This is a genomic window from Bacillus cereus group sp. BfR-BA-01350, assembly GCF_022663775.1.
Taxonomy (GTDB): domain Bacteria; phylum Bacillota; class Bacilli; order Bacillales; family Bacillaceae_G; genus Bacillus_A; species Bacillus_A paranthracis.
Genome location: NZ_JAKUGD010000007.1, coordinates 85,835 through 103,808, shown reverse-complemented (window position 1 = coordinate 103,808; position 17,974 = coordinate 85,835). Strand labels below are relative to the sequence as shown.

Sequence of the window (17,974 nt, the reverse complement as noted above, 5' to 3'; positions counted from 1 at the left end):
TCCATTTATTCAACTAACGAGTACATCATATTTTTCCTTTTTTATAAACTAAAAAAGAGGTGCATTATACACCTCTTTACATTTTAAATCAATTATGTTCTTTTTTAAAGAGCTTTTGTTTCTCTCTGCTTAATTTCGAAGCTACCAGTGCCTCGAGGAAGCTCGATGCTCTCACGCGTTTTCGCGTTTAAACCTTCTGCAATATATTCTGCAGCAACATTTGGATCAATACGATCCCCACAAGTATAAACATCAATACTTGCGTAACCGTGCTCCGGAAAGCTATGAATTGTTAAATGTGATTCCGAGATAATTACTACTCCACTTACACCTTGTGGTGCAAATTTATGGAAAGCAACCTCACGCACTTCAGCACCAGCTCTTAGTGCTGCATCCACAAATAATTGTTCAATATACGGCATGTCATTAAGCTTGTCGAAATCGCAATCCCAAAGTTCAGCGATCACGTGACGACCCATCGTATCCATAGTATCCATTCTACAGTTCCCCCTTGTAAATTTATTCTAACTGTTCGAATTGAAAACTAATTTGCAATTTGGCTTGCTCCACTACCACGGGGGAAAGTTAGTCCAGAGAGGTCCTAACCCTTTAAGTAGTGACTACGTACCTCAGCTCTTAAGTTTACGAGTGTTAGTATACTTTGTTTATTTTCATTTTGCAACAACAGTTTTTTCGATTTTCTGTCATATTTTCCTCTTTACTTTTCCCTAAAAAAAATAAATGATTCACAAATACAGTAACCCCAACGTTTCGTGGTATGTCCACTATCAAAAATATACTCCTATAATTTTTTTCCTTTTCAGAAAAAAATAAAAAAAAGAGGGCAAATATTCCACTTGCCCTCTCCCTTATTCACTTAAATATGTTGCACATTTTCTTGCTTCGCTAATTCGTCAACAACTAACGTTACAAGATCTACAACACGACGAGAGTAGCCCCACTCGTTATCATACCAAGCCAGCACTTTCACTTTACGATCACCCATTACCATTGTAGATAAACCATCAATGATAGCTGAGTGTGTATTTGTATTAAAGTCAATAGATACTAAAGGCTCTTCGCTGAATTCTACAATGCCTTTTAACGCACCGTTTGCAACAGTTTTGAATGCATCGTTAATAGCTTCCACTGTCACATCACGTTTTACATCTACTACTAAGTCAACAAGAGACACGTTTGGCGTTGGTACACGAAGTGCCATACCATGAAGTTTCCCATTTAAATGTGGAAGAACTTTTGCTAGCGCTTTCGCAGCACCTGTCGTTGTCGGAATAATTGATTGTCCGCAAGCACGTGCTCTTCTTAAATCTTTATGTGGATTATCAATATTTTTTTGGTCATTTGTATAAGCGTGAACTGTCGTCATTAAACCGTTTTCAATTCCAAACTGCTCATCTAACACCTTCACAACAGGCGCTAAACAGTTTGTTGTACAAGATGCATTTGAAATAACAGTATGTTTTGTAATATCTAATTGGTCTTCGTTCACACCTACTACAATTGTTACATCTTCATTTTTACCAGGCGCAGTTAAAATAACTTTTTTCGCTCCAGCTTCAACGTGAAGAATTGCTTTTTCTTTTGAATTAAATTTACCAGTTGCTTCAATTACAACTTCAACACCTAAATCTGTCCAAGGCAATTCCTTTGGATCGCGGTTGTTTAAAAGGCGAATCATTTTCCCATCAACTAATAAGTGATCTTCAAATGCTTCTACTGTTCCGTCAAACTTGCCGTGAACTGTATCATATTTAATTAAATGTGCTAACGTTTCAGATGGATAGCTTGCATTGATTGCTACAATTTCGAATGCGCTTTCTTTTATTGCCTGACGAAATACCATTCTCCCAATACGTCCAAATCCATTAATTGCCACACGAGTCATAATATGTTATCCCCCTTGAATGCGTTATACTATTTATCTCCAATCCCAATAATAGTATAACACAAAAAGAGGATATGTCACTAAGCATTTTCATTAATTTCACAATTTTTTAGTCAATAATGTTCCATTTCTTTAAAATCCCCTGTAATTGTGTTTTCGTTCCCATAATTGTGCCATCATTATTTATCACTTCATCTGCATGTTTCACTTTTTCTTCTAACGGCATTTGAGATTGAATACGAGCTGTTGCTTCTTCTTCTGAAAAATTATTTCGCTTCATTAAACGTTCTAATTGCGTATGTGGCTTAACTGCTACAACTAAAACGCGGTCAACGAGACTTGTTAATTTACTTTCAAATAAGAGAGGAATATCTAACACAACCGCTTGCATACCTTCTTTTATGTACATTTCCTTTTGCCTATTCATTTCCTCACGCACTGCAGGATGAACAATTTTGTTTAACTGCAATCGTTTCTCTTCATTATAGAAAACGACACTTCCTAATTTCGGCCGATCTAGTTCTCCATCTTCTTGTAACACTTCCGTTCCAAACACTTCTACAATTTTGTTATATGCTGGTTTTCCTTTTTCTACAACTTCTCTTGCGATAATATCTGCATCAATAACTGGTATACTGAGCTCGCGAAACATTTGAGATACTGTACTTTTTCCGCTTGCAATACCTCCCGTTAATCCAATTACTACTGTCATCATAATCCTCCTCATAATAAAAGGCGCGAAACTAATGTTCCACGCCCGTACTTACATTTTCCAAATTCCAATAATAATGAGTAATACCCCAGGCAGGAATGTAAATTTTTGCAACCATTTCATATTTGATAAAACCGTTCCAAGTTTCATTCCAATAAATAAAAACAAAGAACTCATCACTGCAACTAATATCGCCATCATAGCAGGTGCATACCCTAATAAAGACGCACCAATTCCAGCACCGAATGAATCTACAGAAAGAGCGATACCAAGAAGCAATGCTTCTCCTGCAGAAATGGTGCCTGATTTATCGAAATCTGCTACAGTCGGTTTCCGTAAAATTTGAATGACTAACCCAAGCGAGGCAATCTCTAATTTCCAGACCTTCTCCTCTTGCTTCGGTTCTTCTTTTTTCTCACTTCGAAAAAATTGATATAATACCCAAATCCCTATTCCAATAAGAACAAGCCCACCGATACGCGTTGCGATAACAGGTGAAAATACTTTCGCGATCATATGTCCAATTCCCATTGAAACAAGCATAACAGCCGCTGAACACATTCCGATAATTACAATTGATCTTAGTGGAATTCTTACGCTTCTTAAACCATATGTTAGCCCTACACTACAGCTATCTAAGCTTAATGTAAAAGCTAATAAAATAAGAGATAAATAAAGGTACATCGGTAAGCTCCTCCCTTATACATAGCTCTGCTGTATGTATATGACAAATGCCTATCCGATGTTATCTCTTTTCTATATTCTTGGCTGACAAATCGGGCAATAATGCGTTCCTCTTCCGCCAACAACTGTTTTTTCTAATATCGTACCGCAAGTCACACACGGTTCTCCTTTTTTTCCATATACATTTAGCAGTTCTTGGAACGAACCAATTTGCCCTTGTGAGTTGATATACGTTCGAATTGTACTTCCGCCACGCTTCACTGCTTCACCTAACGTTGTAACGGTCGCCTCATAAATTCGCTCAATTTCTTCTACTGTTAAAGACGACGCTTCTCGTTCTGGATGAATTTGAGAACGGAATAAAACTTCATCTACATATATATTTCCAAGTCCTACTAAAAGACGCTGGTCTAACAATACAACTTTTATTTTACGATTTGTCTTTCGCAATCTCTCTTGTAAATACTGTGGTGTCAATTCAGCATCAAATGGCTCTGGACCTAAGTCAGCAAGAGGCATTTGATTCATTTCCTCACCTTTTTTAAAGAGATGCATCGTACCAAACTTTCTCACATCTTTATAATGTAATTCAGTTCCATCTGTAAATAAGAAACGGACGTGCGTATGCTTATCAATTGGTTCATCCTCTTGATGCAGTAAAAACTTACCTTCCATACGCAAATGTGAAACAATGACATAATTCGTTACATATAAAAGCAAAAACTTTCCTCTTCGCTTTATATTTTCAATCGTCTCGCCTTTTAGCATTTCTTTAAAGATTTCTGCATCATCCGGTCGTTTCACTATTTTCGGATAAGTAACAATAACATCTTCAATCGTTTTTCCTGTTACAAGATTTTCAAGTGTCCGTCTGACGTTTTCAACCTCTGGTAATTCAGGCATTTCATCACTTCCTTATTTTGCGTCGTACCAAGTTGGACCGTAAGAATAATCAACTTTCAACGGAACTGCAAGTTCAATTGCATGCTCCATTACTTCTGGTACAAGCTTCTCTAATTTTTCAATTTCTTCTTTTGGTGCTTCAAATATTAATTCATCGTGTACTTGCAATAGAAGACGCGCTTGTAATCCTTCTTCTTCTAAACGATCTGCCATAATAATCATCGCTTTTTTAATAATATCTGCTGCAGTACCTTGAATTGGTGTATTCATAGCTGTACGCTCAGCAAAGCTACGCAAGTTGAAATTACGACTCGTAATTTCCGGAATGTAACGGCGGCGATTTAATAATGTAGCTACATATCCTTTTTGTTTCGCATCTTTTACGATGTCATCCATGTATTCTTGTACACCAGGGAAACTTTCTAAATACTTTTCAATAAATTCCGCTGCTGCTTTTCTTGTAATTCCTAAGTTTTGTGAAAGACCATAATCACTAATACCATACACAATTCCGAAGTTAACAGCTTTCGCTTGTCGTCTCATATTTGAAGTTACTTCATCTTTTTCAACGCCAAATACATCCATAGCTGTTTTCGTATGAATATCCATGTCATGTTGGAACGCGTCGACTAGCCCTTTATCATTTGCAATATGAGCTAATACACGAAGTTCAATTTGTGAATAATCCGCTGCGTACATAATCCATCCTTCTTCTGATGGAACGAATGCCTGACGAATCTTTCTTCCTTCTTCTAATCGAATTGGGATATTTTGTAAGTTAGGATCCGTTGAACTTAATCGGCCCGTTTGCGTTAATACTTGATTGAAACGAGTATGGATTTTAGATGAATCTTCATGTACAACTTTTAATAAACCTTCAATATAAGTTGAATTTAGTTTCCCTAATTGACGGTAATGTAAAATGTTTGGAATAATTTCATGGTGATCCATCAGCTTGTCTAATACATCTGCTGACGTAGAATAACCTGTTTTCGTCTTCTTAATAACCGGTAAGTTTAAATTCTCAAACAGAATCACACCAAGCTGCTTCGGTGAATTTATATTAAATTCTGTTCCCGCCAGCTTATAAATTTCCTGTTCCATTTCCTTTAATCTACCTGCAAGTTCTTCTCCCATATTACGAAGACGTTCTGTATCAACTTTTACACCTTTTACTTCCATATCAGCTAATACACGTGCAAGTGGTAATTCTAACTCTGTAAACAGTTCATATTGCTCATTCTTTTCTAACTCTTCAACGAATGTTTGCTTTACATCATATAATACATGCACTTTACGAGCTACATGCTCCGCTACTATCTCTAACTCTGGAACAGCACGCTTCGCACCTTTTCCGTAAACTTCTTCATCAGATTTCACAGCATGCGTTTCTTTCATTTTCGCTACAGTACGGAAATCTTTATCTGTATCAGCCGGGTCAAGTAAGTAAGCAGCGATTAATAGATCAAAGTCAATCCCTTGCATATCTATACCGTTCCATTTCAGCGCAACGATCGCACGCTTCGCATCAAATGTATACTTTCTCATTTCTCCATCTGCAAGCCACTCTTTAAAAGCATCTGATTTAAGTGCAATGTCTGTCTGAATAAAGTAACATCCATTTTCATTTTGAATACCGAAACCTTGAATGTCTGCTTTATGATAATTATCTTCTTGTACTTCAACGATAAGCGCACTATCTTGCTGAAGCATTTCTTCTGTAACTTCTTCTACAATATCAAATGTAATATCATCTAATTCAGCTGGAGCCGTTTCTTCTGGCGTAACACCTAATTTGTTTAAAAGAGATGTAAATCCTAAATTCTCGAACATTGGAATGACATCACTTGGCTCATATCCTTTATACTCCATATCATCCACATGCACAGTAATCGGTGCGTCTGTAATAATGGTTGCAAGATCTTTACTCATAAGAGCTTGGTCTTTATTTGCTTCCAGCTTTTCCTTTAATTTCTTCCCGCTTACTTGATCTATATTTTCATACACTTCTTCAACCGTTCCAAACTGTGTTAACAATTTAATCGCAGTTTTTTCACCAACTCCTGGTACACCTGGAATATTATCTGATTGGTCTCCCATTAAACCTTTCATATCGATAATTTGCTTTGGTGATAAGCTGTATTTTTCAAATAAAGCTTCTTTCGTATATTCGTCTACTTCCGTAATCCCTTTTCGAGGAATACATACAAGCGTGTTATCAGAAACAAGTTGAAGTAAGTCTTTATCTCCTGAAATAACTTTTACACTTGCGCCTTGTTCACTCGCTTCTTTCGCTAGCGTTCCCATAATGTCATCCGCTTCATAATTTTCTAATTCATAACGCGGTACATTGAATGCATCAAGCATCTCACGAATAAATGGAAATTGCTCTGATAACTCAGGCGGAGTCTTTTGACGTCCTCCTTTATACTCACTATATGTTTTATGACGGAATGTCGTTTTCCCAGCATCAAATGCTACTAACATATGCGTCGGTTTTTCTTCCTCTAATATTCTCATTAACATCATTGTAAAACCGTAAATTGCGTTCGTATGTATACCTTTGTCGTTATTTAAAAGCGGTAGTGCAAAGAAAGCACGATACGCGATATTATTACCATCTACTAATACGACCTTTTTTTCCAAATCAGAAACCTCCCCATACAAATTTGAAATGATTTTTTTCACAGAAAAAAACCGTTTCTTTCCTCTCTCTATATTAACATGACTAATAGAGAGAAGAAAAATAACGGTTATTTTCTTTCATATATAAAACAGACTTATATTGGCATAAAGGGAAGTGACGAGAACAGCTTAACTATTCTCGTCCAAAATTACTCCTTGGATGAAGGGGTTTTCATGTATTATATTAACAGAGCTTTATTAATATTTAATTAAGCCATTGTTAATATATTGTAAACATCCTTCATCCTATTTTTCAGTTGCTGATTTTGGTAAAACAACTGTAAACGTTGTCCCTTCTCCTACTTCACTATCCACTGTAATCGTACCGTGATGGGCCTCGACTAAATGCTTTACGATTGATAACCCAAGACCTGTACCACCAGTATTTCTACTTCTCGCTTTATCAACTCGGTAAAAGCGTTCGAAAATACGCGGAATTTCATCTTTACTAATACCAATTCCAGTATCCGACACTTTTATATAAGCATTATATTTATCTTCTGCTAATTCTACAGAAACAACGCCTCCAGCCGGTGTATATACGATTGCGTTATTCATTAAATTAATAAAGATTTGCTGCAAGCGACTTGGATCTCCAATGACAGAGACACGTTTTAATGCATTTACTTGTAAAGAGATTTCTTTTTCTCCCGCTTTATTATCAAGCACCATATGAATATCTTCAAGAAGTCCCTTCATATCAACGGTACCCATATTCAATTTAAATCCTTGTTGCTCAATCTTTGATAAATCTAATAAATCTTCAATTAATCCTTGCATACGTTCACTTTCTTTTAAAATAATATGCAAGAAATGTTCGCAGAATTTTTTATTATCCATAGCACCGTCTAAAAGTGTTTCTGAAAAACCTTTAATAGAAGTAATCGGCGTTTTTAGTTCATGAGAAACATTCGCTAAAAAGTCTTTTCTCATTTGTTCTAACTTTTTCAGCTCAGTAATGTCATGGAATACAAGGACAATCCCTTTCCATTCATGGTTCGTCCCGATAATCGGTGCTCCATATACCTCGAAATGCTTTCGCTCAATTCCAAGTGGCAATAACATTTGTTTGCGCACTTTCACTTCTGTCATAAAGATTTCTTCCACAAGCTCTATAATTTCCGGATGATGAAACGACTCATAATATAAACGATCTAAATATTCTTCATCTGTGACGTGGAAAGTTTCCTTATACGAACGGTTTACAAGGTTGATATAACCGCGGCTATCAATTAAAATCATTCCGCTTCCCATATTTTCAATTAACGTATGCAGACGATCTTGTTGCATTTCTTGCTCAAGTGTCATCTCTTGTAAATTACGAGCTAAAATATTAATCGCTTTACTTAACATTCCCGTTTCATCCGAATGACTTTCATAAGCGCGTGCTTTATAATTACCCTTCGCTAATTCGATGGCAACTTTCGTAACGGACTCAATCGGCCTAATATATTGCCCTGTAATTTTCATACCTAAAAATACGACTACAAGACACGCAATAACAAATCCGATAATTAATAATCCCCACGTTTTTTGATGAACGTCTTTCAAAGGCTCGATTGTGCTCTTCACCAAAATGTATCCTTGTTTCCCTGCTACATCTTGCACGAACACCGCATGGTAAAATTCATTATTTTGATCTGTTTCTTTCGTAATGACTTTATTTCTTTGTTTCGTTGTTTCAGAGGAAAGTTCTTTTATTGTCCCTTGGCTAAAAGCAGACGGTTCTCCCCCGCTATATTGAACTTTCTTTTTCTCATCTACAAAAGCAATAGAAGCCTGAATTTTTTCTTCTAGCTTTTTAAATATATATGGATTTTTTAAAACATCATCAAAACCTTGTTCTTCTGCTAATACCGCAACATACTCTGTCTCTTTTACCATTCTCTCTTTCGCATGATCTATATAATAGTTTTCAAACACGGTTTCCAGCAATAAACCGAGTCCGACTAAAATAAAAACAATAAGAGAAACAAATGTAAAAAGAAGCCTGGAACGAAATTTATTCATCCCCTTTTGGCTCCTCTAATTTATATCCTAAACCACGTATCGTTTTAATGTACGTCGGTTTTTTCGTATTTTGTTCAATTTTATCGCGCAAATGGCTAATATGAACGTCAACAATTCGTGTATCACCAGCGAAATCATAATTCCATACAGCACTTAATAATTGATCACGCGTTAATACGCGACTTTTATTTTTCGCAAGATAAACAAGTAGTTCAAATTCTTTTGGTGTTAATTCAAGCTTTCTTCCTTGGAAATAAGCCTCATAAAACTCCGGTAAAATTTTAAGTTCAGCAATTGTAATGCTCTCTTCATCTGACGATTCTGTAACTTGCTCTTCTTGTTGTAATTTCGTACGGCGTAAAATTGCCTTCACACGCGCAACAACTTCCCTTGGGCTAAATGGCTTCGTCATATAATCATCCGCCCCAAGTTCAAGACCTAGCACCTTATCAAACTCATCATCTTTTGCTGTCAACATTAAAATCGGCGTCATAACGCGCTGCAATCGTAATTCTTTACATACTTCCATACCATCCATTTTTGGAAGCATTAAATCTAATATAATTAAATCTGGACGTTCTGTTGTCGCTTTTTGAAGCGCCATTTCTCCATCCATCGCTGTTATCACTTCAAAACCAGCTTGTTGTAAATTAAATTCGATTAAAGTTAAGATAAACTCCTCATCATCAACTACTAAAATACGATTGTTCATTCTTTTCCTCCAAGTTATAGACTTGAAACCTTCTTCATCCTAGTATTTTCCCCGTTATTCTCATCATACTAGAAAACAAGGTCCCTCTCAATATAATTGTCTATTCATGGATTCGGATTGCGCAATTAACTTGTAGTGATCCATCCTTTATACACTTCTATATCTTTATTAAATTCAATACTCGTATGGATATGATATTCTCGACTTTGCGCTAAGAAAAAGATACAGCGTACGCTATTTTATAATCTAGTGTTTCATACCCATCAAATACTCTTCCATGCATTTCATTCGCAACCCCGTCCGCCCACACTTCAGCTTCTCTTATCGTTTCAAAAATAACGTCTTCTCTCTTCCACTTCATCTTAAAAAACCCCTTTAATTGACTTTAATTATCAATTTATATATTATTAATTTTAATATATAAATAAATGCAATAAAGGAGCTATTATGCGAATATTACTACCTATTTTAACTTTAGTAGTAACATGTTTCCTTACTTTTAACGTACCGAGCTGGAATACGATTAAAACGGGGTGTTCAGATTTTGCTGAAGGGTTCAAAGAGGGATTCTTCAACTAAAAATAGCGCTAGCCCCCTTATGAAAGGTATGCTAGCGCTATTCACATTTTCATGTTTTAAAAATTATCTAATGCTTTTTCCATAATAGAGACTGATTTGTAAGGTGGCGTTACTGTTAATGAGCCTTTCACAACAGTATCCCCTTTTTCATCATGAGCAGATACAAGCATATCAATTGTATGTTCCTCCTCAGAAACAGCCACAACTTCAAAGTGGATTTGTAACGTTTCATAATGGTGAACATGCTTCACGAACGTAAGGTCCTTTCTCGTAATATGACTACCTGGACCTGGTAAATATTTCGTAACTGCCGTTGTAATCATTCCAGTTAGCATAATGCTTGGTACAATCGGCTTTTCATACGGAGTTTGGGATGCGTAATCATGCTGAATATATAATGGATTGGCATCATTCGTTAACCCTAAGTACAATAACAAATCTTTATCCTCAATTTTTTCAGTGATAGATAATTTCTCTCCTACTGTAATTTCATCCATTTTACGACCAATTTGAACTTTTTTCTTTAACATGTTACAACCCCCTCCGATTTTTTCACCTTATTATCCTACTAAAAGCGATACTTGATCCGACATTTACTATGATGAGGGCAATGTATAGTATAAATCTACAGTTTCATTATAGGATATTACAAATGATAGCGTTTTCATGTTATTTCAAAAAAACATTTGTATAAATAGTAGAAAAAGATTCGGGGCCCCGAATCTTTTTCTACTTATATTTAATGATTAAACAAGAACCTTCATAACATTACGTACAGATTCTACAGAGCGATCTAACGCTTCTTTTTCATCTGCAAGAAGTTCTAATTCAATAATTTTTTCAATTCCGTTACCACCTAGAATTACTGGTACCCCTAAGTAAAGGTCACTATAACCGTATTCACCTTCAAGGTACGCAATAGCCGGTAATACACGGCGTTGATCTTTTAAGATTGCTTCTGTCATTTCAACTAAAGAAGCAGCTGGTGCGTAATATGCACTACCGTTTCCTAATAAGCCTACAATCTCGCCGCCACCTTTACGGGTACGTTCTACGATTGCTTCTAAACGCTCTTTCGGAATTAACGTTTCTAACGGAATGCCACCTGCATATGAATAACGTACAAGAGGTACCATATCGTCACCGTGTCCACCAAGAACAAATCCTGTAATGTCTTTCACAGAAAGATTTAATTCTTGTGCGATGAATGTACGGAAACGAGCTGTATCTAATACGCCCGATTGACCGATAACACGCTCTTTCGGGAATCCAGCTTCTTTAAATACAGAATATGTCATTGCATCAACTGGATTTGTTAACACAACAATAATTGCATTTGGTGAATGTTTTGCAATGTCGCGCGTAATACTTTTCATAATTTTGGAGTTTGTTGCTACTAAATCATCACGGCTCATACCAGGCTTACGCGCAATACCTGCTGTAATCACAACAACGTCAGAATCAGCAGTATCTGCGTAATCAGATGTTCCAATAATGTTAGCATCAAAACCTTGTACTGGGCTCGCTTCTAACATATCTAACGCTTTCCCTTTTGTTGGATTTTCCAGCTGTGGAATGTCCACTAATACAACATCTGCAAGTTCTTTTTGTGCTAATAAGAATGCTGTTGTTGCTCCTGTAAATCCTGCACCGATGACTGAAACTTTCTTGCGTTTGATTGTCATAATTTACCCCCCACTTTAATCATGCGTTTTTGATTATCGCTACATCCATGTTTTTAATAAGTTCATTAGCGAACTCAGAACATTTCACTTCTGTTGCACCTTCCATTAAGCGTGCGAAATCATAAGTTACTACTTTTGAAGCAATTGTCTTCTCAACTGAAGCAGTTACTAATTTCGCAGCTTCGTTCCATCCTAAGTGTTCTAATAATAATACACCAGAAAGAAGAACTGAAGATGGGTTTACTTTATCTAAACCTGCATATTTTGGAGCTGTACCGTGCGTAGCTTCAAAGATAGCATGTCCAGTTACATAGTTAATGTTTGCACCAGGTGCAATACCAATTCCACCTACTTGTGCAGCAAGTGCATCAGAGATGTAGTCACCGTTTAAGTTCATTGTTGCAACAACATCGAACTCACGTGGACGAGTTAAAATTTGTTGTAAGAAGATGTCTGCAATAGAATCTTTTACGATGATTTTTCCAGCCACTTCAGCGTCTGCCATCGCTTTATTCGCTGCATCTTTACCATCTTTCTCAACGATACGATCATATTCAGCCCAAGTAAATACTTTGTCGCCGAATTCTTGTTCCGCTACTTCGTAACCCCAGTTTTTGAAAGCACCTTCTGTAAATTTCATAATGTTTCCTTTATGAACTAATGTAACAGAAGAGCGTTTTTCGTTAATTGCATATTGAATTGCAGCACGAACAAGACGCTTTGTCCCTTCTTCTGAGATTGGTTTAATACCAATACCAGATGTTTCTGGGAAGCGGATTTTATTAACACCCATTGCTTCTTTTAAGAAAGCAAGAACTTTTTCTGCTTCTGGAGATCCTTGCGCATATTCAATTCCAGCATAAATGTCTTCTGTATTTTCACGGAAAATAACCATATCAGTATCTTCCGGACGTTTTACAGGTGAAGGAACACCTTCAAAATAACGAACTGGACGTAGACATACATATAAATCTAATTCTTGACGAAGTGCTACGTTTAGAGAACGAATACCACCGCCAACTGGAGTTGTAAGTGGACCTTTAATCGCGATTAAATATTCACGAATTAAATTTAAAGTTTCTTCTGGTAACCACTCGCCTGTTTGGTTGAATGCTTTTTCCCCTGCAAGCACTTCTTTCCAAACGATTTTCTTCTCACCATCATAAGCTTTTTCAACTGCTGCTTCTAGTACACGAGATGCAGCTGCCCAAATATCAGGACCAATTCCATCTCCTTCGATAAATGGAATAATCGGATTGTTTGGTACATTCATAACACCATTAGTTACAGTAATTTTTTCACCTGTCGTCAATGTGATAACCCCCATGTTTGAAATTTCATATGTATGAAACTGAGGGAATAACCCCTCAGTTCAAACCGTTAGTCAAATTAAAATATTCTAATCATTACATCTTTCCGAAAAAATCAGACTTTTGAAAGCGTATTTTCACTATCAAAATAGTGTTATTCGCTTATCGTTGTGCAATTGGAACATACACTTGATGTGTTGGTCCATTATAATCAGCACGCGGACGGATTAAACGGTTATTTTCATATTGTTCTAGAATATGAGCTAACCAGCCTGACATACGGCTAATTGCAAAAATAGGTGTAAATAAGTCATGGTCAATTCCTAAACAATGGTATACAGAAGCTGAATAGAAATCAACATTTGGTGGAAGACCTTTTTCTTTTGTTACAATGTCTTCAATTTTGATAGACATATTATACCATTTCTCTTCTCCTAAAAGCACGCATAATCTCTTAGACATTTCGCGTAAATGTTTTGCACGCGGATCACCCTGCTCATATACACGGTGGCCAAAGCCCATGATTTTCACTTTATTTTGAAGAGCATTATGAATATATGATTCTACATTTTCTTCTTCGCCAATTTCAGTTAACATCTTCATTACATTTTCATTTGCCCCACCGTGAAGAGGACCTTTTAACGCACCGATTGCTGCTGTAATGCCAGAATATACATCTGAAAGTGTAGCTACACAAACGCGTGCAGTAAATGTAGAAGCGTTTAACTCATGATCTGCGTGAAGTACAAGCGCCTTATCAAAAGCTTCAATTTCAACTTCATTTGGCTCGCGATCATTTAACATGTACAAGAAGTTTGCAGCTAATGATAAATCATTTCTAGGCTCAACAACATCTAAACCTTTACGGATTCTTGCATAAGCAGCAACTAAAGTACCCACTTGAGCCTGTAATTTAACCGCTTTCAAATAATTGGACTTTTCATCCATAATTTCAGCGCTCTCATCGTATAATGATAGCATGGAAATTGCAGTTCGTAAAACAGACATCGGATGTGCGATTTTTAAATCTACTTGTTTCAAATATGCTAAAATCTCACCTGGAACTTTATAGTATTCCGATACAATCTCATTAAATTTCGCTAGTTCTTGCTCGTTAGGAAGCTTGCGATGCCATAATAAGTACACTACTTCTTCAAATGTAGCATTCTCAGCTAAATCATCAATATTATACCCAACATAAGTTAATGTATCATCAATAATAGAGCTCACAGATGATGTTGTTGCTACTACCCCTTCTAAACCTCGAATAACAGTCATGACATTCTCTCCTTTTCCTGAAAATTCTCCCAACCTTGCTCCTTATATCTATTTGCTCCCCTTTTGAATTATGAACGCCCGTTCACTCTTTAGGCAAGCAAAATGCACGATCATGCAAATTTGTTGCGATGTTCCCCTCTTATTGTCCATTGTCTACATGGAAAGCATGAGCGTGAATGTCTCCCCGAATCCTCACGCTCAAAACAACAAGTTAGTGAGGAAAATGAATTCCGAAGAGTTTTATGATAAAAACAACATAAAACAATATCATTATAAAATTGTTTTATGTTGTTTTTATTTTATCTGGTGTAAAGTCTCTGCTGTTATGTAACTTTTCAAAGTTTCTAATCCTATTATAAACAATTATCTGACTTTTGTGAACAGAAAGAATTCAAAAATTTTATATTACTATAAAATTCCTTATTTAAACATCTGTATAATACTCATTACTGCATAGGCAATTCCAGCCCCAATTAATGGACCTACAGCGACCCCATTAAATAAAGCAACTGCTATAATTGTCCCGAAAACGAGCGCAGTTGTAATATGAGGATCTGTCGTTAATAATTGTACGCCACCTTTTGCTAACAAAGCAACTGCTACCCCTGAAGCTAAAGCAATCCATGCATAATACGATTTCGCTGCTTCTCCAAGTTGCTTAAACCCTATTTCCCCCGTCGCAATCGGTACGAGTACTGCTATTGTAATAACCGTAACACCGAGGTTAATCCCTTTCGTTTGTAGATAAGGAAAGACTTTATCCCCTAGAAATGTAAATTTTAATAGAAATAACACACCAATAGCTACAGTAAGCGATTGGTTTTTCGCAATAAGTCCTATAATAAGTAGTATGAATAAAAATAACGTTGACTGACTAATCATGTTTGCACTTCCTTTCTGAAAATAATGAACTCATTTCCAAACAAAAATACCTTTAAACCTATCGTTATACATGCTATATCGATGCCTATTCAACATGAATCACTTCATTTTTTTACGCATTTTAAAATGCCAAACTGAGACTTTCACCATCCAAATGTAAGCATGTATACATTTTAAAAAACGGGCGTCTCTCCTTTCTTTTCTAATTAGAAACAGGTAAAATAAAAAGAAGAGAAAATGAAGTTTTTACCATATAGTAGAAGCATCAACACCAAGCTTTCACAGTCACTCACGTACCGAAAAAGCAGGAAAATCCATCATTCCACTATAACATAAAGTGAAACTTTAATCAGTGGGGCACACTCGTTATAAGTTGAACGAATTAGGATAATCCAAATTGGAATGGGAGGTATACATCTTTGAATCGAAACTTACTATATATGATATTGCGACTCGTATTTGTCATTATAGCGACGGTAGCCGGGTTCTATGCATTACTATATATGTCAGGGCTTATCTATCCTTTTATTATCGCTTTCGCATTTGCTTATTTAATTAATCCTGTCGTCAATTTCCTGAATCAAAAACTACAATTTCCTCGCGCACTCGCAGTACTCGTTAGCTTAATTCTCGTATTTGGAGCTATCGTCGGACTCGTTACATATCTTGTAACAGAAGCAATATCTGCCACAACATACTTACTACAACTTGTTACAGTAAAATTTCCGGATATCGTTGCATTCGCTCAGCAGTTTGCACTTAATCATATTATGCCTCTCTACGATGATTTAATCTCTAAATTTAATCATCTTGGGGAACCGCAGCGCTATACGATTACACAAAACATTCAAAACTTAGGAACCGAAGCAACGACGCAAATGAAAGAACTTTTAACCGCTATTATAAGCGGGTTAACAAATTTTATTAGTGCACTACCAACTACTTTAACTGTACTTGTATTCGTTTTATTAGCCACTTTCTTCATTAGTTACGATTGGCATCGTCTTGCTCAGAAAGTAAGAAAGTTTTTGCCCAACCGTGTTCATGGCTATGGAAAAACTATTTTTGTGGATTTAAGAAAAGCTTTATTCGGTTTTGTTAAAGCACAACTTACACTCGTATCTATGACAACTGTTATTGTACTAATCGGACTTTTAATATTACGCGTACCATACGCCATTACTATCGCGATTATTACAGGGGTTGTAGATTTACTCCCGTATTTAGGAACAGGAGCTGTCTTCGTTCCTTGGGTTATATACGTATTTTTCACTGGCGACACTGCTTTCGCCATCGGTCTTCTCATTTTATACATCGTCGTGATTGTCCAAAGGCAAATTATGGAGCCAAAGGTACTTTCATCTAATATCGGCCTTGATCCATTAGCAACACTGATTGCTCTATTTGTCGGCTTTAAGCTCTTTGGCTTCTTAGGATTAATCATCGGTCCAGTCACCTTAGTACTACTTAATACATTACACAAAGCTCGTGTATTCCATGATTTGTGGAAATATATTAAAGGCTCACCTTCAAAATAATAGTTTCTAATTCATACACAACAAAAAACTTACATATAATCAGTGGAAATTCCCCACTGATTATTCCTTGTACTTATTTTTCATACTCATTACACACAACAAGAGAATTACCCTAAAAACAGGATAATTCTCTTGTTTTTCGCATAAAAAACGCATATTTCGTGGTATTTTTACATATTTATTCTAATAACTTTATATTTATTACTTACATTTATTACTTTTTATGTAAATGAATAAATATACAAATCGGCATAGAATGAGACTTAAACTGACCATTTTCCTATTCTTATTTAACTTTTTTCATTCCAATTCATTCTTTTTTACATACAAAAACAATCTTAAGTTCAGATTCCCACTTTAAACACACTGATTCAGAGCTAATAACTCCCCAAATCACATATCCAATCGAAAAAATACACAACAAATACAACAAAGTAAAACTTTAATCTACAAGGGTCCTATCCCCATCGATTATCAACCATCACATTCGCCGCATATTAAAACACATCTTTCATTAACTGAACTTTAACCACCCTCTCATCCTTTTACAGACAAAAAAATAGTGCTTAGATCGCTATAATCTAAGCACTATTTCTGCACAATAATAGTTGAGTTTTTTCTAAACTTCCATTCCATCCACTTCATAACAAACGGCTTCAATAAAGCCCTCGTCATAGGGACAACAAAGATGAAACCTATTATATCCGTTACATATCCAGGAAGCACTAAAAGAATACCCCCTACAAAGATAAAAATACCATCTAAAACCGCTGCTCCTGGCATTTCTCCTCTATTCAACTTAGATTGAATCTCTCCAAGTACTTTAAACCCTTGTCTTTTCGCCAAATACACACCTACAACGCCTGTAAATACGATCATAGCGAACGTAGACCACAAACCTATTACATGACTCGATCCAATTAAGACTGTAATCTCAATAGCCGGTATTAATATAAACAAGAATAGTAACCACTTCATAGTTCTACACTCCTTTCATATCCTATCACTTTAAACACTCTCACAACGTCCATATACACCATATAAAAGCTAAACGCACTTTCCCATCAAACTTCATAATAAACAGCTTTTA

Annotated in this window: 16 protein-coding genes and 1 pseudogene; 2 read left to right on the top strand and 15 right to left on the bottom strand. The window is 36.1% G+C overall.

Features of this window, described 5'->3' with window-relative positions:
* Positions 1–104: 104 nt before the first annotated feature.
* The 9 genes and pseudogenes from speD to MR147_RS16605 all read right to left on the bottom strand — a co-directional run bounded on the left by speD (position 105) and on the right by MR147_RS16605 (position 9,973).
* A complete protein-coding gene (speD, locus tag MR147_RS16645; RefSeq protein ID WP_002003660.1) occupies positions 105–488 on the bottom strand; it encodes an adenosylmethionine decarboxylase in 384 nt (127 codons plus the stop codon).
* A gap of 389 nt (positions 489–877) precedes the next feature.
* Complete coding sequence (locus MR147_RS16640) at positions 878–1,906, bottom strand: glyceraldehyde-3-phosphate dehydrogenase (protein ID WP_000198972.1); 1,029 nt, start codon at positions 1,904–1,906, stop codon at positions 878–880.
* Between the two features lie 109 nt (positions 1,907–2,015).
* Positions 2,016–2,618, bottom strand: coding sequence for a dephospho-CoA kinase (coaE, locus tag MR147_RS16635; RefSeq protein WP_074610064.1), 603 nt, complete (start codon positions 2,616–2,618; stop codon positions 2,016–2,018).
* Positions 2,619–2,669: 51 nt separating this feature from the next.
* Entirely contained in the window at positions 2,670–3,302 is a 633-nt protein-coding gene (ytaF, locus tag MR147_RS16630; RefSeq protein WP_000281751.1) for a sporulation membrane protein YtaF, read from the bottom strand.
* 72 nt (positions 3,303–3,374) lie between these two features.
* Positions 3,375–4,205, bottom strand: a complete 831-nt coding sequence (mutM, locus tag MR147_RS16625) for a DNA-formamidopyrimidine glycosylase (protein WP_074610059.1) — start codon at positions 4,203–4,205, stop codon at positions 3,375–3,377.
* A gap of 12 nt (positions 4,206–4,217) precedes the next feature.
* On the bottom strand, positions 4,218–6,851 hold the full coding sequence (polA, locus tag MR147_RS16620; protein ID WP_000412813.1) for a DNA polymerase I: 2,634 nt from the start codon (positions 6,849–6,851) through the stop codon (positions 4,218–4,220).
* A gap of 285 nt (positions 6,852–7,136) precedes the next feature.
* Positions 7,137–8,900: a sensory box histidine kinase PhoR gene (gene phoR, locus MR147_RS16615; protein ID WP_074610057.1), complete on the bottom strand. Its 1,764-nt coding sequence runs from the start codon at positions 8,898–8,900 to the stop codon at positions 7,137–7,139.
* The gene (gene phoP, locus MR147_RS16610) at positions 8,893–9,612 is read right to left on the bottom strand and encodes a two-component system response regulator PhoP (RefSeq protein WP_001065225.1); all 720 of its coding nucleotides are present in this window, start codon (positions 9,610–9,612) and stop codon (positions 8,893–8,895) included. The genes phoR and phoP overlap by 8 nt, the downstream gene beginning before the upstream one ends.
* A 125-nt stretch (positions 9,613–9,737) precedes the next feature.
* Positions 9,738–9,973, bottom strand: a pseudogene (locus tag MR147_RS16605) (hypothetical protein).
* Between the two features lie 86 nt (positions 9,974–10,059).
* Between MR147_RS16605 and MR147_RS27055 the strand changes: the two are divergent.
* On the top strand, positions 10,060–10,191 hold the full coding sequence (locus tag MR147_RS27055; protein WP_074610055.1) for a hypothetical protein: 132 nt from the start codon (positions 10,060–10,062) through the stop codon (positions 10,189–10,191).
* 56 nt (positions 10,192–10,247) lie between these two features.
* Here MR147_RS27055 and MR147_RS16600 read toward each other — a convergent pair whose 3' ends face one another.
* The 5 genes from MR147_RS16600 to MR147_RS16580 form a co-directional block, all read right to left on the bottom strand.
* Positions 10,248–10,721 carry a MaoC family dehydratase gene (locus MR147_RS16600; protein WP_000914178.1) on the bottom strand — a complete coding sequence of 158 codons (474 nt, stop codon included), beginning with the start codon at positions 10,719–10,721 and terminating at the stop codon, positions 10,248–10,250.
* A 216-nt stretch (positions 10,722–10,937) separates the two neighbouring features.
* On the bottom strand, positions 10,938–11,876 hold the full coding sequence (gene mdh, locus MR147_RS16595; protein ID WP_000153232.1) for a malate dehydrogenase: 939 nt from the start codon (positions 11,874–11,876) through the stop codon (positions 10,938–10,940).
* Between the two features lie 19 nt (positions 11,877–11,895).
* Positions 11,896–13,188 (bottom strand): NADP-dependent isocitrate dehydrogenase, encoded by a 1,293-nt coding sequence (gene icd, locus MR147_RS16590; RefSeq protein ID WP_000206898.1) that lies wholly within the window; start codon positions 13,186–13,188, stop codon positions 11,896–11,898.
* Between the two features lie 160 nt (positions 13,189–13,348).
* Positions 13,349–14,497: a citrate synthase gene (citZ, locus tag MR147_RS16585; RefSeq protein WP_000503660.1), complete on the bottom strand. Its 1,149-nt coding sequence runs from the start codon at positions 14,495–14,497 to the stop codon at positions 13,349–13,351.
* 387 nt (positions 14,498–14,884) lie between these two features.
* Entirely contained in the window at positions 14,885–15,346 is a 462-nt protein-coding gene (locus MR147_RS16580; protein ID WP_000625507.1) for a DUF441 domain-containing protein, read from the bottom strand.
* 419 nt (positions 15,347–15,765) lie between these two features.
* Between MR147_RS16580 and ytvI the strand changes: the two genes are divergently transcribed.
* The gene (gene ytvI, locus MR147_RS16575; protein ID WP_001081394.1) at positions 15,766–16,884 is read left to right on the top strand and encodes a sporulation integral membrane protein YtvI; all 1,119 of its coding nucleotides are present in this window, start codon (positions 15,766–15,768) and stop codon (positions 16,882–16,884) included.
* A gap of 588 nt (positions 16,885–17,472) precedes the next feature.
* On the opposite strand, the gene MR147_RS16570 is transcribed toward ytvI, so the two are convergent.
* Complete coding sequence (locus MR147_RS16570) at positions 17,473–17,862, bottom strand: FxsA family protein (protein ID WP_000871625.1); 390 nt, start codon at positions 17,860–17,862, stop codon at positions 17,473–17,475.
* Positions 17,863–17,974: the final 112 nt, after the last annotated feature.